We start from the raw sequence: 19850 nt of genomic DNA, 5'->3' as shown, positions 1-19850 counted from the left end.
GTGATCGCCGCAGTCAGCGACGTCTTGCCGTGGTCGACGTGACCGATCGTGCCAATGTTGACGTGAGGCTTATTGCGCTCAAACTTGCTCTTTGCCATTTCCGGCTCTCCATTTTGCGTGAGCCCTCAAGGGCTCCAATTCTTGTTGTCGCCCCGGCACGAGGCCGAGGCGTATTTTGGATCGGTATTCCGATTACTTCTGACCGGAATACTTAGCCTGGATTTCGGTCGCGACGTTCGACGGAACCGGTGCGTAGTGATCGAAGGTCATCGAATACTGTGCACGGCCCTGCGACATGGAGCGCAGGTTGTCGACGTACTTGAACATGTTCGCGAGTGGCACGTGAGCGTTGATAACGATCGCGATGCCGCGCTGTTCCTGGCCCTGGATCTGGCCACGACGGGAGTTCAAGTCGCCGATCACGTCACCGACGTAATCTTCCGGGGTCACAACTTCGACCTTCATCATCGGCTCGAGAAGCTGTGCGCCAGCCTTCTTTGCCGCTTCACGGAAGCAAGCACGCGATGCGATTTCGAACGCGAGGACCGAGGAGTCGACGTCGTGGAAGGCGCCATCCATCAGGGTTGCCTTGACGCCGAGCATCGGGAAGCCCGCGAGCGGACCCGAAGACAGAACGCTTTCGATACCCTTCTGAACGCCGGGGATGTATTCCTTCGGAATGGAACCACCAACGATCTTGGATTCGAACTTGAATTCGTCGCCATCCGGGTTCGGTTCGAAGACGATCTTGACGCGCGCGAACTGACCGGTACCACCGGACTGCTTCTTGTGCGTGTAATCTTCTTCGTGCGTGCGTGTGATGGTTTCGCGGTAGGCAACCTGCGGCGCGCCGACAGTAGCTTCTACCTTGAATTCACGGCGCATGCGGTCGACGAGGATGTCGAGATGCAGTTCGCCCATGCCGGCGATGATCGTCTGACCAGACTCTTCATCCGTCTTGACGCGGAACGAAGGATCTTCAGCAGCCAGGCGGTTGAGCGCGAGGCCCATCTTTTCCTGGTCGCCCTTGGTCTTCGGTTCGATCGCGATCTGGATGACCGGCTCAGGGAATTCCATGCGCTCGAGGATAACCGGGTGCAGCGGATCACACAGGGTGTCGCCGGTCGTGGTTTCCTTGAGACCTGCGAGAGCAACGATGTCGCCTGCAAAGGCTTCTTCGATGTCTTCACGGGAGTTGGAGTGCATCTGCAGCATGCGGCCGACGCGCTCGCGCTTTTCCTTGACCGTGTTCATGACGGCCGTGCCCTTGGTGAGCTTGCCGGAATAGATACGGGCGAAGGTGAGCGAACCAACGAAGGGGTCGTTCATGATCTTGAACGCAAGCATCGAAAGCGGCTCTTCATCCGACGGATGACGGGCGATTTCGGCTTCGGTCTTGACGTCGATACCGTTGATGGACGGGATGTCGAGCGGCGAAGGCAGATATTCGACAACGGCGTCGAGCAAAGGCTGAACGCCCTTGTTCTTGAAGGCCGTGCCGCAGAACATCGGATGGAACTTGACGTCGATGGTACCACGACGAACCAGCGCACGGATCTTGTCATTGTCCGGCATGATGCCGTTCAAGTAGTTTTCCATGGCTTCTTCATCGATATCGACGACCTGTTCGATCATCTTCTCGCGGTATTCGGCAGCCTTTTCCTTCATGTCGTCAGGAATCTCGACGACGTCCCAGGCAGCGCCGAGCGACTCGTCGCGCCAGATCAGGGCATTCATCTCGATGAGATCGATGACGCCCTTGAACTCGGTTTCTGCACCGATCGGGAGCTGCATGACAACAGCGATGGCGCCGAGACGGGTTTTGATCATTTCTACCGAGCGGTAGAAGTCAGCGCCGGTCTTGTCCATCTTGTTGCAGAAGATCATCCGCGGGACATGGTACTTCTCGGCCTGACGCCAGACGGTTTCCGTCTGCGGCTCTACGCCGGCGTTTGCGTCGAGAAGAGCGATCGCACCGTCGAGCACGCGCAGCGAACGTTCGACTTCAATGGTGAAGTCGACGTGGCCGGGAGTGTCGATGATGTTGAAGCGGCGCATCTTGCCGTCACGGCCCTTCCAGAAGGTCGTGGTCGCAGCGGAGGTGATGGTGATCCCACGCTCCTGCTCCTGCTCCATCCAGTCCATGGTGGCTGCGCCATCATGAACTTCGCCGATCTTGTGCGACTTGCCCGTGTAGTAAAGAATCCGCTCTGTGGTCGTGGTCTTGCCGGCGTCGATATGCGCCATGATACCAAAGTTGCGGTAGTCTTCGATTTTATATTCGCGAGCCATAGGACTGCCTTTCGAAACTCGATCGGGTGAAGATTACCAACGGTAATGCGAGAATGCGCGGTTTGCGTCCGCCATCTTGTGGGTGTCTTCACGCTTCTTGACGGCGCTGCCACGGTTGTTCGAAGCATCCATGAGTTCGCCCGAGAGGCGATCGATCATGGTGGTTTCGTTACGCTTGCGGGCAGCAGCAATCAGCCAGCGGATGGCGAGAGCCTGACGGCGCTCCGGGCGAACGTCGACCGGGACCTGGTAGGTTGCACCACCAACGCGACGCGAACGGACTTCGACGTGCGGAGCGACGTTGTCGAGGGCTGTGTGGAAGATGCCGAGCGGATCGGACTTGGCCTTGCCCTGCACGGAGTCAAACGCACCGTAGACAATGCTTTCGGCGACAGACTTCTTGCCGTGAAGCATGATGGCATTCATGAACTTGGTGACGATCAAATCGCCGAACTTCGGGTCCGGATTGATCTCACGCTTTTCTGCACTATGGCGTCGGGACATATTACTCGTCTCTCAAACGGTTTAGACGCTTTATCACGCGGAGAACCTCGCGCAGCGCCGGAAAATTGGAAATCCGAAGGATTACTTCGGACGCTTCGCACCATACTTCGAACGGCGCTGCTTACGGTTCTTGACGCCCTGGGTGTCGAGAACGCCGCGGATGACGTGGTAACGAACGCCTGGCAAGTCCTTTACGCGGCCGCCACGGATCATGACGACAGAGTGTTCCTGCAGGTTGTGACCTTCACCCGGAATGTAGCCGATGACTTCGAAGCCATTGGTGAGGCGAATCTTGGCAACCTTACGCAGAGCCGAGTTAGGCTTCTTCGGGGTCGTCGTATAAACGCGGGTGCAAACGCCGCGCTTCTGCGGGTTTTCCTGCAGAGCAGGAACCTTGTTGCGCTTTACCTGTGCCTGGCGTGGCTTACGGATCAGCTGGTTTACGGTAGGCATATACCCATCCCTTGCAAAATCTTCTTTCAAGCCCCTTTCGGGACCATTCGGATGCCGTTTCCGGCGGCGACACACACATCTCCTCATGCACGAAACGTGGCCCGATCCGTATCCGGATGGACCACATAAGGCAGAGGACGCATTGAAAACGCGTCGTGCGTGCAGCATTCTTGTAGTCAACGTGCGTTTTTTGGAAACCTGTTTGAGGCGAACTCCGGAGAAAGACTCTCCAGACGCACATGTCTCACATGGTGTCCGATGCCGCGGCGTTTACTGACTTAACCCTTCTGCGTCAAGAGCTGGCCCGAAAATAATGGCGGAAAGCCTTGTTTACCGGGGTTTTCGATCTCCTGAAAAGCCGCCCCAAAACATTAAAGTTCGACCCTGGGATTTCCGTTTGGGAATCACTGAATATGGCAATAAAGGAGGTTTCGGAACATTCCTCGCTCTTGCCTCTTGATGACAATGAAGCGTCAGCCCCTTTACCTGGAGATTGCACATGGCAAACCCCGCCGATAACGACAATACGCTCGATGACCCGATGATTTTCATCATCATCGGCAAGGCTTACGAGACCAAGGGCGGCGAAGGCATCGAGATGCATGTCATCCTGCGCGCGCCCGACGATGATTCCGCCGTAAGGGAGGCGTTGAACGCGCTCACCGAAGAAGGCTTCCTAGAGGCCGACCTCGATCAGATCGGCGTCCTGACCGACGAGCCGCCGGAAGAGCCGCATGCATCGGCCTATCAGGGTGCGCTTGAGGGCGAAGTCGCGATCATTCGCTTCGACTGACCATTGTCTGAATACAGCAAAACAAAAACGCCCGGATCGCTCCGGGCGTTTTTTTTGTCGTGCGTTCCTGAAAAGAGAGCGCCCGTTTCCGGGCGCCCTACCCTCGCAGCCTTATTCGGCCGGAGTCTTTTCCGGGTTCATGTTCTGCAGCATCGGTGTAGCCGAGCCAGCGCCGGAGCCCTTCTTGCGTTCCTCAAGGATGAGGTCGTCGCGCGAAGTGGCGATGCGGCGGATCTGCGTCATGGTGCCGCCAGTACCAGCCGGGATGAGACGGCCGACGATGACGTTTTCCTTCAGACCCTGCAGCGTATCCGTCTTGCCGGCGATTGCAGCTTCCGTGAGAACCTTGGTGGTTTCCTGGAAGGATGCAGCCGAGATGAAGGACGGCGTCTGCAGCGATGCCTTGGTGATGCCGAGGAGTACCGGGTCGCCAAAGGCAGGCTTCTTGCCTTCCTCGATGAGACGGTCATTGGCATCGTCAAGCTCGATCCGGTCGACATTGTCACCGACGATATACTGGCTGTCGCCGCTATCGGTGATCTCGACCTTCTGAAGCATCTGACGAACAATCACTTCGATGTGCTTGTCGTTGATAACAACGCCCTGCAGACGGTAGACTTCCTGGATTTCGTTGACCAGGTAGGAAGCGAGTGCTTCCACGCCCTTGATCGCCAGGATGTCGTGCGGCGCAGGATTGCCGTCGAGGATGTAGTCGCCCTTTTCGATGTAGTCGCCTTCCTGAAGGTGGAAGGGCTTGCCCTTCGGGATCAGGTATTCGACTGCTTCGACACCGTCTTCGGCAGGCTCGATCTGGACGCGACGCTTGTTCTTGTAGTCGCGGCCGAGGCGGATCGTACCATCTATCTCAGCGATAATGGCATGGTCCTTCGGACGACGAGCTTCGAACAGTTCGGCAACGCGCGGCAGACCACCGGTGATGTCCTTGGTCTTGGCGCTTTCCATCGGGATACGCGCCAGAACATCGCCCTGCGATACCTTGCTGCCCGGTTCTACGGACAGGATGGCATCGACGTTGAGGTTGAAGCGGGCGTCACCACCACGCGACAGCTTCATGATCGCACCCGAAGCGTCCTTGATGACGATTGCAGGCTTCAGATCGATACCGCGCGGGGTCGAACGCCAGTCAATAACCTGACGCTTGGTGATACCCGTGGATTCGTCGGTCGATTCCGATACCGAAATCGAGTCGACCATGTCCTCGAAGAACACCGTACCGGCGACTTCCGTCATCATCGGGCGTGTGTAGGGGTCCCACTCTGCAAGACGCTGACCACGACGAACCTTGTCGCCGTCATCGACATGCAGCTTCGAACCGTAGGCAACGCGCTGCGAGGAACGCTCGACACCACGCTCGTCGAGAATGGTAACCGACATGTTGCGGCCCATTGCGACGAGAACGTTTTCCGAGTTGCGCAGCATGTTGCGGTTCTTGATCTGGATCGTGCCCTCATAGGACGCTTCCAGGAACGACGAGTCGACCACGTTAGCCGTACCGCCCAAGTGGAACGTACGCATCGTCAGCTGGGTACCCGGCTCACCGATCGACTGAGCAGCGATAACGCCGACAGCCTCACCCATGTTGACCGGGGTACCGCGCGCAAGGTCACGGCCGTAGCAGATCGAGCATACGCCTGTCTGAACTTCGCAGGTCAGTGCAGAGCGGATACGGATCGACTGAATGCCGGCCTTTTCGATCTCGATGACATCGGGCTCAAGGATCATGCGACCAGCATCGACGATGCGCTCACCCGTGACCGGATGATCGATGTCGTCGAGGGCCGTACGACCGAGAACGCGGGTACCGATGGACGCAACGACCTGACCGGCGTCAACGATGGCGGTCATGGTGAGACCGCTCTCGGTGCCGCAATCGACCATGTTGACGATGCAGTCCTGGGCCACGTCGACGAGACGACGCGTCAGGTAACCGGAGTTAGCCGTCTTCAAGGCGGTGTCTGCGAGACCCTTACGGGCACCGTGGGTCGAGTTGAAGTACTCGTTAACGGTCAGGCCTTCTTTGAAGTTCGAGATGATCGGGGTCTCGATGATTTCACCCGACGGCTTCGCCATCAGGCCGCGCATGCCGCCCAGCTGACGCATCTGGTTCGGTGAACCACGGGCGCCGGAGTGGGACATCATGTAGATCGCGTTCATCGGCTTCTGGCGACCGGTCTCTGCGTCGAATTCGACAGCCTTAATGCGGGCCATCATGTCTTCGGCGACCTTCTCGGTGGCCTTGCCCCAGGCGTCTACGACCTTGTTGTACTTCTCGCCCTGAGTGATCAGGCCGTCGTTGTACTGCTGTTCGTATTCCTTCACGAGGGCTTCGGTATCGCCGACGATCTTCACCTTCGAGTCCGGGATGATCATGTCGTCCTTACCGAACGAAATGCCAGCCTTGCACGCGTGGGTGAAGCCGAGCTGCATGATACGGTCGCAGAAAATGACCGTGTCCTTCTGACCGCAGTGACGGTAGACCGTGTCGATCATCTTGGAGATGTTCTTCTTGGTCATTTCCTGGTTGCAGGTCTCGTACGGCACCTTGAAGTTCTTCGGCAGAAGTTCGCCGATGATCATACGACCAGGTGTCGTTTCATAGATCTTGGAAACCGGCTTGCCGTCCTCGTCGACCGTCTTGAAACGACCGCGAATCTTGGCGTGCAGGGTGACGACCTTGTTTTCCAGAGCATGGTGCAGTTCGCCCATGTCCGAGAAGACCATGCCTTCGCCCGGCTCGTTCTGATTGAGGATCGACAGATAGTACAGGCCGAGAACCATGTCCTGCGAAGGAACGATGATCGGCGCGCCGTTTGCCGGGTGCAGAATGTTGTTCGTCGACATCATAAGCACGCGGGCTTCAAGCTGGGCTTCCAGCGAGAGCGGCACGTGAACAGCCATCTGGTCACCGTCGAAGTCGGCGTTGAAGGCCGTGCAGACGAGCGGATGCAGCTGGATGGCCTTGCCTTCAACCAGGATCGGTTCGAAGGCCTGGATACCCAGGCGGTGAAGCGTCGGTGCGCGGTTCAGAAGAACCGGATGCTCGCGGATGACCTCGTCGAGGATATCCCAAACTTCTGGCTTTTCCTTTTCAACCAGCTTCTTCGCCTGCTTGACGGTCGAGGAGTAACCCTTGGCGTCGAGACGGGCGTAGATGAACGGCTTGAACAGTTCGAGCGCCATCTTCTTCGGCAGGCCGCACTGGTGCAGCTTCAGTTCCGGACCGGTCACGATGACCGAACGACCGGAATAGTCGACGCGCTTGCCGAGAAGGTTCTGGCGGAAGCGGCCCTGCTTGCCCTTGAGCATATCGGACAGCGACTTCAGCGGACGCTTGTTGGCGCCGGTGATGACGCGGCCACGACGACCGTTGTCGAACAGCGCGTCCACAGATTCCTGCAGCATGCGCTTTTCGTTGCGGATGATGATGCCGGGAGCGCGCAGCTCGATCAAGCGCTTCAGACGGTTGTTACGGTTGATGACGCGGCGGTACAGATCGTTAAGGTCGGACGTCGCGAAACGGCCGCCATCCAGCGGAACCAGCGGGCGCAGATCCGGCGGGATGACCGGAACGACCTTCATGATCATCCATTCCGGGCGGTTGCCGGATTCCATGAAGTTCTCGACGATCTTCAGGCGCTTCATCAGCTTCTTCTGCTTGAGATCCGAAGTGGTCTCAGCAAGGTCCGTGCGAAGGTCGCCGGCGATCTTTTCGAGGTTCATCGAAGCCAGCATCTCGTAGATGGCTTCAGCACCGATCATCGCCGTGAACTGATCTTCACCGAACTCGTCGATGGCGATCATGTATTCCTCTTCCGACAGAAGCTGATTTTCCTTCAGCGACGTCAGGCCAGGCTCAGTGACGATGTAGTTCTCGAAATACAGAACGCGTTCGACATCCTTCAGCGTCATGTCGAGCAGTGTCGAGATACGCGAAGGCAGCGACTTCAGGAACCAGATGTGGGCAACAGGAGCAGCGAGCTCGATATGGCCCATGCGCTCACGGCGAACGCGCGACAGCGTGACTTCAACGCCGCACTTTTCGCAGATGATGCCCTTGTACTTCATGCGCTTGTACTTGCCGCACAGGCATTCGTAGTCCTTGATCGGTCCGAAAATGCGCGCGCAGAAAAGACCATCGCGTTCAGGCTTGAACGTACGATAGTTGATCGTTTCCGGCTTCTTGATCTCGCCGTAGGACCACGACAGGATCTTTTCCGGGCTCGCAATGGAGATCCGGATCGAATCGAAGTGCTGTGCGGGCACTGTCGGGTTGAAAAGGTTCATGACCTCTTGGTTCATGCCTGTCTCCTTGATGGGGCGTTACGCCCTCAGTCGGGTCGCGGTACCGGCAAATTCCCGGGATGCCGATCCTCGATCCATAAATGACAATAACCGCAGAATGCGGCAAAACTCCCCTCACCCGATGCAAACTCCACCGGCGGAGGGAATGGCGTGCGCGGTTGCCCCCGCACGCCCCTTGTCAAATTTTATTCAGCCGCGTCGGGCAGTGCGTCAGCCGTATCGAGCTTGGAATTTTCCAGTTCGACCGACAGACCCAGCGAGCGCATTTCCTTGACGAGAACGTTAAAGCTCTCCGGAATGCCCGCCTCGAACGTGTCGTCACCTCGGACGATCGCCTCGTAGACCTTGGTACGACCTGCCACGTCGTCCGACTTCACCGTCAGCATTTCCTGCAGGGTGTAGGCGGCGCCGTAAGCTTCCAGAGCCCAGACTTCCATTTCCCCGAAGCGCTGACCACCGAACTGAGCCTTACCACCGAGCGGCTGCTGGGTGACGAGCGAGTACGGACCAATCGAACGCGCGTGGATCTTGTCGTCCACAAGGTGGTTCAGCTTGATCATGTACATGTAGCCGACAGTCACCTGACGGTCGAAGGCTTCACCGGTACGACCGTCGTACAGGGTCGACTGACCGCTTTCGTGCAGACCGGCCTTCTTCAGCATCGAAGCAACGTCTGGTTCATGCGCACCGTCGAAAACCGGCGTTGCGATGGAGACGCCCTTGCGGGACTGTTCGGCAAGTCTGACCAGCGAGTCATCGTCGAAGTCGACGACTTCGTTCTTGGCCTCACTGGCATACACGTCGGTCAGAACTGTCTTCAGCTCGCCGATGTCCATGGTCTTGCGGTATTCGTCGAGTAGCTCGCCGATCTTCTTACCCATGCCGGCGCAAGCCCAGGCAAGGTGGGTTTCGAGGATCTGACCGACGTTCATGCGCGAAGGCACGCCCAGCGGGTTCAAGCAGATGTCGACGTGGGTACCGTCTTCGAGGAACGGCATGTCTTCGACAGGCACGATACGCGAAACAACGCCCTTGTTACCGTGACGGCCGGCCATCTTGTCGCCCGGCTGGATCTTGCGCTTCACAGCGACAAAGACCTTGACCATCTTCATGACGCCCGGAGGCATTTCGTCGCCGCGCTGGACCTTTTCGACCTTGTCCATGAAGCGATGCTCGAGCAGCGACTTCGACTCGTCGTACTGACCACGCAGTGCTTCGATCTCGCCCTGGACCTTTTCGTCTTCGACCGCGAACATCCACCACTGGGAGCGGGGATATTCGGAGACGACGGCGTTGGAGAGCTCGACGCCCTTCTTGAAGCCCTTCGGACCGGCGACAGACGCCTGACCACGGAGCATCTCGATCAGACGGCCGTAGACGTTACGGTCGAGAATCGCCTGTTCGTCGTCGCGGTCCTTGGCGAGGCGTTCGATTTCCTCGCGTTCGATCGCCATCGCACGTTCGTCCTTTTCGACGCCGTGACGGTTGAAGACGCGAACTTCGACGACGGTGCCGAACGTGCCCGGAGGCATACGCATGGACGTGTCGCGAACGTCGGAAGCCTTTTCACCGAAGATGGCGCGCAGAAGCTTTTCTTCCGGCGTCATCGGGCTTTCACCCTTCGGTGTGATCTTGCCGACGAGGATGTCGCCCGGCTGAACTTCGGCGCCGATATAGACGATGCCGGCTTCGTCGAGGTTCTTCAGCGCTTCTTCCGATACGTTCGGAATGTCGCGCGTGATTTCTTCAGGACCAAGCTTCGTGTCGCGCGCCATCACTTCGAATTCCTCGATGTGGATGGAGGTGAACACGTCGTCAGACACGATGCGCTCGGACATGAGGATCGAGTCTTCGTAGTTGTAGCCGTTCCAAGGCATGAACGCGACGAGCGCGTTGCGGCCGAGAGCCAGGTCACCGAGGTCGGTCGAAGGACCGTCAGCGATGATGTCGCCCTTGTTCAGAATGTCGCCGACGGCGACCAGCGGACGCTGGTTGACGCAGGTATTCTGGTTGGAGCGCTGGAACTTCTGCAGGCGGTAGATATCGACGCCGGACTTGCCGGATTCGAGATCTTCCGTCGCACGGATAACGATACGGGTCGCATCCACCTGGTCCACAACACCGCTACGCCGGGCAGCAATAGCCGCGCCGGAGTCACGCGCAACCACAGGCTCCATGCCGGTGCCGACGAACGGCGCTTCGGCGCGAACCAGCGGAACCGCCTGACGCTGCATGTTGGACCCCATGAGGGCGCGGTTGGCGTCGTCGTTTTCGAGGAACGGGATCAGAGCCGCTGCGACGGAGACGAGCTGCTTTGGCGAAACGTCCATCAGGTTGACGGTGTCGCGCGGTGACAGCATGACTTCGCCGGAATGGCGGCAGACCACGAACTCTTCAACGAAGGTGCCTTCGGAGGTGAGTTCCGAGTTCGCCTGCGCAACGTAGTACTTCGCCTCTTCCATAGCGGAGAGATAGACGACGTCCTTCGTCACCTTGCCATCGATGATCTTGCGGTACGGGCTTTCGATGAAGCCGTACTTGTTGACGCGGGCAAAGGTTGCAAGCGAGTTGATCAGACCGATGTTCGGGCCTTCCGGCGTTTCGATCGGGCAAATACGGCCGTAGTGGGTCGGGTGAACGTCGCGGACTTCGAAGCCTGCGCGCTCCCGGGTCAGACCACCCGGGCCAAGTGCCGAAAGACGACGCTTGTGGGTGATTTCCGAAAGCGGGTTCACCTGGTCCATGAACTGCGACAGCTGCGAGGAACCGAAGAATTCACGAACCGCGGCAGCAGCCGGCTTCGCGTTGATCAGGTCCTGCGGCATGACGGTGTCGATCTCGATCGACGACATGCGTTCCTTGATGGCGCGCTCCATGCGGAGCAGACCGAGACGGTACTGATTTTCCATCAGTTCGCCGACGGAACGAACGCGGCGGTTGCCGAGGTTGTCGATGTCGTCGATTTCGCCCTTGCCGTCACGCAGTTCGACGAGCATCCGGACCACGGCCAGGATATCGTCCTTGCGCAGAACGCGCATCGTGTCTGGAGCGTCGACGTCGAGACGCATGTTCATCTTCACGCGGCCGACGGCGGAGAGATCGTAACGCTCCGAATCGAAGAACAGCGAATTGAACATGGCTTCGGCCGAGTCCATCGTCGGCGGCTCGCCCGGACGCATGACGCGGTAGATGTCGAACAGTGCATCCTGACGATGCTCGTTCTTGTCTGCGGCCAGCGTGTTGCGGATGTAGGCGCCAACATTGATGTGGTCGATGCCGAGAACCGGGATCTCGTCGAATCCGTGGTCGAGGATGACCTTGAGGGTCTTCTCGTCGATTTCGTCGCCGGCTTCGAGATAGATCTCACCCGTCGAGTAGTTGACGATGTCTTCGGCCAGATAGTTGCCGTAGAGGTCGTCATTCGTTGCCTTGATGGCCTTGAGGCCCTTCTCGGTCAGCGAACGAAGCAGACGCGGGGTCAGCTTCTTGCCGGATTCCACAACGACTTCGCCGGTGTCGGCGTCAACCATTTCCGACAGCGCCTTGGCACCCTTGAGGGTCTCGGCGTTGAACGGAATGCGCCAGCCTTCGCCGTCGCGAACATAGTTGGACTTCGTATAGAACGTCGACAGGATTTCTTCGCCGTCCATGCCAAGTGCCATCAGCAGCGACGAGACGGGGATCTTGCGGCGACGGTCGATACGCGCGTAGACGATATCCTTGGCGTCGAATTCGATGTCGAGCCAGGAACCGCGATACGGAATGACGCGAGCAGCGAAAAGCAGCTTGCCGGAAGAGTGGCTCTTGCCCTTGTCGTGGTCGAAGAACACGCCTGGCGAACGGTGCATCTGAGACACGATGACGCGCTCGGTACCGTTCACGATGAACGTGCCGTTGTCGGTCATGAGCGGCATGTCGCCCATGTAGACGGACTGTTCCTTGATGTCCTTGATGGACTTCGCGCCCGTATCCTCGTCGATATCAAACACGATGAGACGCAGCGTCACCTTGAGAGGCGCTGCGTAGGTCAGATCGCGCTGACGGCATTCTTCAACGTCGAATTTAGGCGGTTCGAATTCGTAGGACACGAATTCGAGCATGGAAGCGCCGGAGAAATCGCTGATCGGGAAGACAGACCTGAACACGGAGTTCAAACCTTCGTCCGGACGACCACCCTTCGGCTCTTCAACCATCAGAAACTGATCGTAAGACGCCTTCTGAACCTCGATAAGGTTCGGCATTTCTGTGACTTCGGGGATTTTCCCAAAAAACTTGCGTACGCGCCTGCGACCGTTAAATGAAAGGGTCTGAGCCATCGTCGCTCCTTCAAAATTGCATCCGGGCCTGCAACGGACGGGGTTCGCTGGCCAGTCGATCCCGTCGAACATGGTATTCTCAAACTCGTCCTACTTCCCGAAAGCGAAAGGCCGGATTGCCTTCTCGGTTCGGTTCAGGACCATCCTCTTGAGAACCCATTACCCAGGGGCCGTTTTCACGATCCCTGGGTAATAGTTTCGGAGGAAGAAAGTGGGGGAGACTGATCTCCCCCACCGTATTCCGATATTACTTGACGTCGACCTTGGCGCCTGCGTCTTCAAGCTTCTTCTTGAGGTCTGCAGCTTCAGCCTTGGAAACGGCTTCCTTGACAGCCTTAGGAGCGCCTTCGACGAGGTCCTTAGCTTCCTTCAGGCCGAGACCTGTGATTGCGCGGACTTCCTTGATGACGTTGATCTTGTTAGCGCCGGCTTCAACGAGGATAACGTCGAATTCGGTCTTTTCTTCTTCAACGACAGCAGCAGCACCGCCGCCAGCAGCAGCAGCTGCGACAGGAGCAGCAGCCGAAACGCCCCACTTTTCTTCGAGCATCTTGGAAAGCTCAGCAGCTTCCAGAACGGTCAGGGCGGACAGGTCTTCAACGATCTTTGCGAGATCAGCCATTTTATCAGTTCCTTATATTCGGTTCGAACTTGGTTTTGAACAGCGAAAAACCGCCTTACGCGGCTTCGTCCTTCTTTGAGTAAGCCGCAAACACGCGAGCAAGCTGAGCTGCTGGTGCGGATACAACCGTTGCAATGCGGGTAGCCGGGGCGTTCAAGAGGCCCAGCAGCTTGCCACGAAGCTCGTCCAGCGAAGGCAGGGTCGCAAGCGACTTGACTGCTTCAGCGTTGAGCGTGGTTGTTCCCATGGCTCCACCGAGGACAACGATCTTGTCGTTAGTCTTGGCGAAATCCACGACGACTTTGGGAGCAGTGATCGGGTCATTGCTGTAGGCAATGAGTGTCTGACCGGTGAAGAGATCGGAGATCCCTTCTGCTTCCGTACCCTGAAGAGCGATCTTGGCCAGGCGGTTCTTCGCGACTTTGACGGTGCCGCCAGCAGCACGCATTTTTGAACGGAAGTCGTTCATCTGCGCAACTGTGACACCAGCATAGTGGGCCACGACAACTGAACCAGAAGCCTTGAAGACTTCATTCAGCTCCGTGACGAATTCGCGTTTTTCCGCTCTTTCCACTGTCTGTCTCCAGTTGATAGGACCGCAATCCTGCAGGCCCTACCGGGTTTGCCTTTGCCTCGAACGATCGTTTAACGGACCGTCCGTGGCGGTTGAGGATCCTGTCCCCCCGCTCTGTCGCCAAGACGGCTTCAGGCTTAAGGCACACAAGGCTCGAACCGAATTGACAACGCCGGAGCGCCGAAAATCTGCGTTCTTACCCGTCTCATGCAGGCCAAGTGATTAAGGGAAAACCACCTGCAATCTCGGACAGGAATTCCGGATTTCTCCGGAAATTCCCACTCCCCGAAGGAAGAGGGAATTCATTGAGCCGGAGCCCGAAGGCTCCGGCAATTCATTAAGCGGCTGTGACCGACGAAGGTTCGATCTTGACGCCTGGGCCCATCGTCGACGAAATCGCGACGCGCTTCAGGTAGTTGCCCTTGGCGCCAGCTGGCTTTGCCTTGATGACGGCGTCAGCGAAGGCACGGATGTTTTCTTCGAGTGCCTTGGCATCGAAGGAAGCCTTGCCGATGCCGGCGTGAACGATACCGGCCTTCTCGACGCGGAACTCGACAGCGCCGCCCTTGGAAGCCTTGACGGCTCCGGCAACGTCCATGGTCACAGTACCGACCTTCGGGTTCGGCATCATGCCACGCGGGCCGAGAACCTTACCGAGACGACCGACGAGCGGCATCATGTCAGGAGTTGCGATGCAACGATCGAAGTCGATCTTGCCGCCCTGAACGATTTCCAGCAGGTCTTCTGCGCCAACAATGTCTGCACCAGCAGCCTTGGCTTCATCAGCCTTTGCGCCACGTGCGAAAACAGCAACGCGAACGTCACGGCCGGTGCCGTTCGGCAGGTTGACAACGCCGCGGACCATCTGGTCTGCGTGACGCGGGTCAACGCCGAGGTTCATCGAGATTTCGACGGTTTCGTCGAACTTAGCCGTCGCACGTTCCTTGACCATCGAGATGGCTTCGGTGAGAGCGATGAGCGTTGTCGGATCCACGCCTTCGCGGATCTTCTTCATGCGCTTTGCGAGCTTTACCATGTTAAGCCACCACTTCCAGGCCCATGGAGCGGGCAGAGCCCTCAACCATCAGCATTGCGCCTTCGACGTCGGCTGCGTTGAGATCCTTCATCTTACCTTCGGCGATCGCACGGACCTGAGCCTTGGTGATGGTACCGGCCTTGCCACCCTTGCCAGGTGTCTTGGAACCGGAAGTGATCTTCGCTTCCTTCTTCAGCCAGTAAGTAACCGGCGGCTGCTTCATCGCGAAGGTGAAGGACTTGTCCTGGTAGTAGGTGATGACGACCGGGATCGGCATACCCTTTTCCATTTCCTGCGTGGCAGCATTGAACGCCTTGCAGAATTCCATGATGTTGATGCCACGCTGACCAAGCGCCGGGCCGATTGGCGGGGACGGGTTAGCCGATCCTGCCTTGACCTGAAGCTTGAGCTGGCCTGCTACTTTCTTAGCCATTTCTCTGCCTTTCGTTATGGACCGATATCTTGGTCCGAAATGCCGGATTGACCGGCGGCTGCGGTTGCGTGGTGCGGCTTACCGAGGTCCGGCTAGACCCCTCACCTTCCACGCGGGTTACGGCAAACGCCGCACAGGGCCGCCAACTCAATGGCAGCCCATATTTAAAAACAATCAGACCTTCTCGACCTGAGCGTATTCGAGCTCCACCGGAGTGGCGCGGCCAAAGATCGACACTTCGACCTTGAGGCGCGAACGCTCTTCATCGACATCCTGAACAACGCCGTTGAACGACGCGAACGGACCATCGGAAACACGAACCTGTTCACCAACCTCGAACGAGATCGAGGACTTCGGCCGCTCGACACCTTCCTGAACCTGACCGAGGATACGATCGGCTTCGGAGTCAGGGATCGGAACAGGCTTGTTGTCAGAACCAAGGAAGCCGGTAACCTTCGGCGTGTTCTTGATCAGGTGGTAGGCTTCGTCCGTCAGATTCGCACGAACCATGACGTAGCCCGGAAAGAACTTGCGTTCGCTATCGACCTTTCGGCCGCGACGCACTTCCACAACCTTTTCCGTCGGAACGAGGATCTGTTCGAACAAATGCTCAAGCCCCTTCTGGCGAGCCTTGTTCTCGATGTCCTCAGCGACCTTTTTCTCAAAGTTCGAATATGCGTGGACGATGTACCAGCGGGCCGCCATCTTAATACTCCAGGATCAAACGCTGACGTTCAGCACGAAGCCGAGCAACCAGCCAATAAGCTGGTCCGCAGCGAAGAAAAACAGCGCCGCAACCACGACCATGACCAGAACCATGATCGTCGAGATCGCGGTTTCACGGCGGGATGGCCAAGTGATTTTAGACGCTTCGGAACGAACCTGCTTGAAGAACGTTGCCGGATTGGTTTTGGATGCCATCGATTGCCCACGCAATTACGGCACGTAAAGCCGATATCGTTCAGCCCCACGCACCGCGTGTCTGTTGTTCCCTACATAAACACCCATTTCCCGTTAAACAAGAGGAAAAAGGTGCCTACATGAAATTCCCAACTTTGGACAACAACCGCTCAGCGCCTATCAATTACAGTCGCAAGCTATGTGTTGTGCGAAGGCTGGCAGGGGCAGCCGGGCTTGAACCGACGACCTGCGGTTTTGGAGACCGCCGCTCTACCAACTGAGCTATACCCCTTCAAACCGAAGACTGACGGACCATCAAGATCCTCTCCGTCACCGGCTAGGCGCTCCCTTTAAGACGCTGCGCCGGACTTGGCAAGAGTGTTTTTCGAACTTTGCCAGGCTATCTGAATTTGCCGCCGACGTTGTCGCCGAGATCTCTTGCCGAGACCGGGGACAAGACTTGATCCGGCTTCCCCAGGAGAAGATCGCGCGTTGAAAGCTCGACGGCGCCCGTCGCCGTCCCGGTCGCCGGCACGCGCCTCTCTGTTGGCAGCGGAAGCCGTTGCCATGCCAGACGCGGCGGTTTTTCGACGAAGGCACCAGGTTCGTTGACGGTGCGGTCGCGAACGCGGGTGATGATCGATTCGATCGCGAGCGCGCGGCCCTCTTCGTGATAGAAATTGCCCTTGATCTGTACCGTGCCGGCCAATGCCTTGATGAAGGCGCGCAGCAGGTTCGCGTCAAGCGGCTCGGGGTTAGACCAGAACGAGTCGATCCCGCCCTGATGGGTCAACCCGGGCATGTCGTAAACTGCCGCACCGAGCGCAATCGTCGGAAGACCGGCTCTCAGGCTGTGCATCGCCGTCGTGGAGTTGGCAACGATCGTCCCGTGCGAATGGCGAAGGATCGCTCCGAGATCACCTCTTTCGATAAACACGACCCGGTTCGAGACGCGGTAGCGGGCGGCAATCTTCGACACGATCTTGCGCCAGCCCTCGAGATCGTTGTCGAGCGGATGCTGCTTTACGATCAACCGCGCGCTTTCGGGAGCATGTCTCGAGAACGAGTGGATGACCTGATCGATCATCTGAGAGAGATGCCGATAAGGAGAGTTTGCTCGGATCTGGTAGTCGCTCTGCAATTGCAGCGCCAGGAGGTAATTCTTGCCGGTTTCGCCGTCGAAAAATCCCTCTGGCAGATCGTGGCGCGAACGGAACATGCGCGGCAGCCACGACAGATAGTCGAACAGCGGATCGTAGTACTTGTCCGAGCGGTAGAACGGGAACATCGGGCGGCCGAAATATGCCAGGAGATTATAGATGACCTCGTTTGTCGCCTCCTGTCCGAACGTGTGGCCGTAGCGCGCCTTGAGATCCGGTTCGGGAACCTGCTCGGCAACCTTGCGAATCACGTTCGGATCGTTGGGGAAGTGCGAGAAGCGGCCCATGCCATTGCGTTCGAGCGTGATCCAGTCCGGCCGAAGATAGCCGAACTCGACGGCATGACACTGAATGCCCAACCGACGTGCAACGCGTCCGGCAAAGCGATGGTAGGGCAGCCTGTCGGCATAATAGAGAATGTCGGTGATGCCTTCGCGACGGATGAGTTCAGCCAGATAGCGTGGCCAGGCCCTCAGCGTTCCGCGATAGTTGATCGCTCCGGACTTGCGCCAGTAGGCCTGGTCTCCGAACGAGAAGTTCACACGCTTCGTACCGATCCCCTGCGCTTCGAACGCGTTTGCCAGCTCGCGCCAGAACACGGACGGTGGACCTTGGAGAAACAGGACTTTTGTCATTCGAAGCCAATACCGCTTGATTCGGGATCATGAAATTGAGGGTCGTTTAGCCTGATCGGGGTTCTCCCGACGTAATACACAGCTCCCCGTACGTGAGACGGATGCCAATTCACACAATTACCGTTAAACAGTTCCGGTACTTTCACGAAGGCACCACCGTCGTCAATGGCGCCTTTTACGCACGAAGCATATCCCAAGGTTACGTCGCCATGCATCAACGCCGATTCCTGCTGCTTCAAGGACCCGCCTCGCCGTTTCTCAAGAAGCTCGCGGAAGCCATTGAAAACAAAGGCGCGGAGGTATCGAAGATCAACCTATCCATAGGTGATGTGGCGTTTTGGTGGCCGCGCAAAAGCGAACTGTTTCGCGAAAAGCCTGAACATTGGGCAGTGTATCTCGATCGCTACATAAGCGATCACAATGTAACCGATATCGTCATGCTTGGTGATGGTCGTGCGCCGCATCACAGCGCGGCTGCCGTTGCGTCAGCCAGAGGCGTTGACGTCCATATTCTCGAACACGGGTATCTGCGGCCCGACTGGCTGACGATAGAGCCGGATGGCATGTCGGCACATTCTCGCTTCCCGCAGGATGCGGAGCGTATCCGCATGATCGCGGAAAGCGCACCGGCCATTGACGGGGTCGGACGCTACCGCTCCAGCTTCTTGACCTACGCGCTCTACGATCTTGTCTATCACGTTCCCAATGTTCTCTTGGGATGGCTCGTTCATCCCCACTACCGGACCCATGGGCCCGTGCATCCGGTTAGGGAATATGCCGGCTGGATCTGGAAGGCGCTGAGGATGAAATCTCGGCGACGGAACGCCGATCTCGCGACCACAGCCGCCCTCACCCCGATTCAGACGGCGGATGGCGTGCGCTTGCCTCGGGTCTTCCTGTTTCCATTGCAGCTTCCTGGGGATTACCAGATCATCCGTCACGCCCCCGGCGGCGACCTCTTCGCCATCGTCGATTCGGTGATTGCTTCTTTCGCAAAGCACGCAGGCAGTAACGACCGCCTGCTGTTCAAGGTCCATCCGATCGACAATGGACTGTCGCGCTGGCCCGAGCGCATCCGGGCCGCCTCAAACCGCCACGGAATATCGGACCGTGTCTTCTATGCGGATGGGGGCGACACCGACGACCTTATCACCCGCGCGGCCGGCGTCGTCACAGTCAACTCGACCGTCGGACTGACCGCGCTATCGATGGCAAAGCCGGTAGTTGCGCTGGGCGCTGCGGTATACGACATCCCCGGGCTGACGTTCCAAGGGCTACTCGCGGAGTTCTGGACGAATCCGGGACGGCCGGACATGGAACTGTTCGACGCCTTCCAGCGGGCGCTTGCCGCGACGACGCAGGTCCGCGGTGGTTTCATCGGGAGAGACGCGATTGAAGCAGGCGCCGAGAATGTTGCAGCACGGCTGATGGAGCCTGCGCCACGCCTGCCGAAGAGCTGGGCCAAGCCAGGCGGCAGCACGCAGTTCCGCTATATGAATGAACTCTTTGGCTGAACGGCGTACGCGCTTCCTGCGGACGTCTCCTGACCGATTTCAACACGCTGTAACGAAAAAGGCCCCGCGGTTTCCCGCGAGGCCTTTTTCAAGTGGTTGATCTATCGATTACTCGATGATCGAGGCAACGATGCCGGCGCCGACGGTACGACCGCCTTCGCGGATCGCGAAGCGCAGCTTTTCTTCCATCGCGATCGGAACGATCAGCTCGACTTCAACGGTGACGTTGTCGCCTGGCATAACCATTTCCGTGCCTTCAGGAAGCGAAACGATACCGGTCACGTCCGTTGTACGG

At 58.0% G+C, this 19850-nt stretch carries 15 protein-coding genes, 1 tRNA gene and 1 pseudogene; 2 read left to right on the top strand and 15 right to left on the bottom strand.

The window, feature by feature from the left end:
* The 4 genes from G6K99_RS06545 to rpsL all read right to left on the bottom strand — a co-directional run.
* A partial coding sequence (locus tag G6K99_RS06545; protein WP_141681087.1) for a GTP-binding protein occupies positions 1-98 on the bottom strand: 98 nt, incomplete at its 3' end.
* 94 nt (positions 99-192) lie between these two features.
* Positions 193-2292 (bottom strand): elongation factor G, encoded by a 2100-nt coding sequence (fusA, locus tag G6K99_RS06540; RefSeq protein WP_174196067.1) that lies wholly within the window; start codon positions 2290-2292, stop codon positions 193-195.
* 33 nt (positions 2293-2325) lie between these two features.
* Positions 2326-2796, bottom strand: a complete 471-nt coding sequence (rpsG, locus tag G6K99_RS06535) for a 30S ribosomal protein S7 (protein ID WP_062580266.1) — start codon at positions 2794-2796, stop codon at positions 2326-2328.
* Positions 2797-2877: 81 nt separating this feature from the next.
* Positions 2878-3249 carry a 30S ribosomal protein S12 gene (gene rpsL / locus G6K99_RS06530; RefSeq protein ID WP_042618537.1) on the bottom strand — a complete coding sequence of 124 codons (372 nt, stop codon included), beginning with the start codon at positions 3247-3249 and terminating at the stop codon, positions 2878-2880.
* A 499-nt stretch (positions 3250-3748) separates the two neighbouring features.
* On the opposite strand from rpsL, the gene G6K99_RS06525 reads away from it, so the two are divergent.
* Entirely contained in the window at positions 3749-4042 is a 294-nt protein-coding gene (locus G6K99_RS06525; RefSeq protein ID WP_062453163.1) for a hypothetical protein, read from the top strand.
* A 111-nt stretch (positions 4043-4153) separates the two neighbouring features.
* Here G6K99_RS06525 and rpoC read toward each other — a convergent pair whose 3' ends face one another.
* The 10 genes from rpoC to G6K99_RS06475 all read right to left on the bottom strand — a co-directional run bounded on the left by rpoC (position 4154) and on the right by G6K99_RS06475 (position 18041).
* Positions 4154-8362, bottom strand: a complete 4209-nt coding sequence (gene rpoC, locus G6K99_RS06520; RefSeq protein ID WP_092665502.1) for a DNA-directed RNA polymerase subunit beta' — start codon at positions 8360-8362, stop codon at positions 4154-4156.
* Between the two features lie 188 nt (positions 8363-8550).
* Positions 8551-12681 (bottom strand): DNA-directed RNA polymerase subunit beta, encoded by a 4131-nt coding sequence (gene rpoB / locus G6K99_RS06515; RefSeq protein WP_062454716.1) that lies wholly within the window; start codon positions 12679-12681, stop codon positions 8551-8553.
* A gap of 247 nt (positions 12682-12928) precedes the next feature.
* Positions 12929-13303, bottom strand: a complete 375-nt coding sequence (rplL, locus tag G6K99_RS06510; RefSeq protein ID WP_062453165.1) for a 50S ribosomal protein L7/L12 — start codon at positions 13301-13303, stop codon at positions 12929-12931.
* Between the two features lie 55 nt (positions 13304-13358).
* Positions 13359-13877 carry a 50S ribosomal protein L10 gene (rplJ, locus tag G6K99_RS06505; protein WP_062453166.1) on the bottom strand — a complete coding sequence of 173 codons (519 nt, stop codon included), beginning with the start codon at positions 13875-13877 and terminating at the stop codon, positions 13359-13361.
* Between the two features lie 337 nt (positions 13878-14214).
* Positions 14215-14913, bottom strand: coding sequence for a 50S ribosomal protein L1 (gene rplA / locus G6K99_RS06500; protein WP_062453167.1), 699 nt, complete (start codon positions 14911-14913; stop codon positions 14215-14217).
* Position 14914: 1 nt separating this feature from the next.
* Positions 14915-15346, bottom strand: a complete 432-nt coding sequence (gene rplK / locus G6K99_RS06495; protein ID WP_062453168.1) for a 50S ribosomal protein L11 — start codon at positions 15344-15346, stop codon at positions 14915-14917.
* 174 nt (positions 15347-15520) lie between these two features.
* Positions 15521-16051: a transcription termination/antitermination protein NusG gene (gene nusG, locus G6K99_RS06490; RefSeq protein ID WP_062453169.1), complete on the bottom strand. Its 531-nt coding sequence runs from the start codon at positions 16049-16051 to the stop codon at positions 15521-15523.
* 15 nt (positions 16052-16066) lie between these two features.
* The gene (secE, locus tag G6K99_RS06485) at positions 16067-16267 is read right to left on the bottom strand and encodes a preprotein translocase subunit SecE (protein ID WP_174196066.1); all 201 of its coding nucleotides are present in this window, start codon (positions 16265-16267) and stop codon (positions 16067-16069) included.
* A gap of 195 nt (positions 16268-16462) precedes the next feature.
* Positions 16463-16538, bottom strand: a tRNA-Trp gene (locus G6K99_RS06480).
* Positions 16539-16646: 108 nt separating this feature from the next.
* The gene (locus tag G6K99_RS06475; protein WP_174196065.1) at positions 16647-18041 is read right to left on the bottom strand and encodes a capsule biosynthesis protein; all 1395 of its coding nucleotides are present in this window, start codon (positions 18039-18041) and stop codon (positions 16647-16649) included.
* 209 nt (positions 18042-18250) lie between these two features.
* Here G6K99_RS06475 and G6K99_RS06470 point away from each other — a divergent pair, with 209 nt between their 5' ends.
* Positions 18251-19555 (top strand): capsule biosynthesis protein, encoded by a 1305-nt coding sequence (locus G6K99_RS06470; RefSeq protein WP_174196064.1) that lies wholly within the window; start codon positions 18251-18253, stop codon positions 19553-19555.
* Positions 19556-19663: 108 nt separating this feature from the next.
* Here G6K99_RS06470 and tuf read toward each other — a convergent pair.
* A pseudogene (gene tuf, locus G6K99_RS06465) lies at positions 19664-19850 on the bottom strand (elongation factor Tu); the annotation flags it as partial.

The organism is Neorhizobium sp. AL 9.2.2 (assembly GCF_013317225.1).
Lineage (GTDB): Bacteria > Pseudomonadota > Alphaproteobacteria > Rhizobiales > Rhizobiaceae > Neorhizobium > Neorhizobium soli.
The sequence above is the reverse complement of the archived record's forward strand: the minus strand, read 5'-3'. Positions and strand labels throughout refer to the sequence as shown.

Excerpts from the sequence above, each read along its gene's own strand:
- G6K99_RS06475 (WP_174196065.1), bottom strand. The coding sequence starts at position 18,041 with ATGACAAAAGTCCTGTTTCTCCAAGGTCCACCGTCCGTGTTCTGGCGC.
- fusA (WP_174196067.1), bottom strand. The coding sequence starts at position 2,292 with ATGGCTCGCGAATATAAAATCGAAGACTACCGCAACTTTGGTATCATG.
- rpoC (WP_092665502.1), bottom strand. The coding sequence starts at position 8,362 with ATGAACCAAGAGGTCATGAACCTTTTCAACCCGACAGTGCCCGCACAG.
- nusG (WP_062453169.1), bottom strand. The coding sequence starts at position 16,051 with ATGGCGGCCCGCTGGTACATCGTCCACGCATATTCGAACTTTGAGAAA.
- rplL (WP_062453165.1), bottom strand. The coding sequence starts at position 13,303 with ATGGCTGATCTCGCAAAGATCGTTGAAGACCTGTCCGCCCTGACCGTT.
- rplA (WP_062453167.1), bottom strand. The coding sequence starts at position 14,913 with ATGGTAAAGCTCGCAAAGCGCATGAAGAAGATCCGCGAAGGCGTGGAT.
- G6K99_RS06470 (WP_174196064.1), top strand. The coding sequence starts at position 18,251 with ATGCATCAACGCCGATTCCTGCTGCTTCAAGGACCCGCCTCGCCGTTT.
- rpoB (WP_062454716.1), bottom strand. The coding sequence starts at position 12,681 with ATGGCTCAGACCCTTTCATTTAACGGTCGCAGGCGCGTACGCAAGTTT.
- secE (WP_174196066.1), bottom strand. The coding sequence starts at position 16,267 with ATGGCATCCAAAACCAATCCGGCAACGTTCTTCAAGCAGGTTCGTTCC.
- G6K99_RS06525 (WP_062453163.1), top strand. The coding sequence starts at position 3,749 with ATGGCAAACCCCGCCGATAACGACAATACGCTCGATGACCCGATGATT.
- rpsG (WP_062580266.1), bottom strand. The coding sequence starts at position 2,796 with ATGTCCCGACGCCATAGTGCAGAAAAGCGTGAGATCAATCCGGACCCG.
- rpsL (WP_042618537.1), bottom strand. The coding sequence starts at position 3,249 with ATGCCTACCGTAAACCAGCTGATCCGTAAGCCACGCCAGGCACAGGTA.
- rplK (WP_062453168.1), bottom strand. The coding sequence starts at position 15,346 with ATGGCTAAGAAAGTAGCAGGCCAGCTCAAGCTTCAGGTCAAGGCAGGA.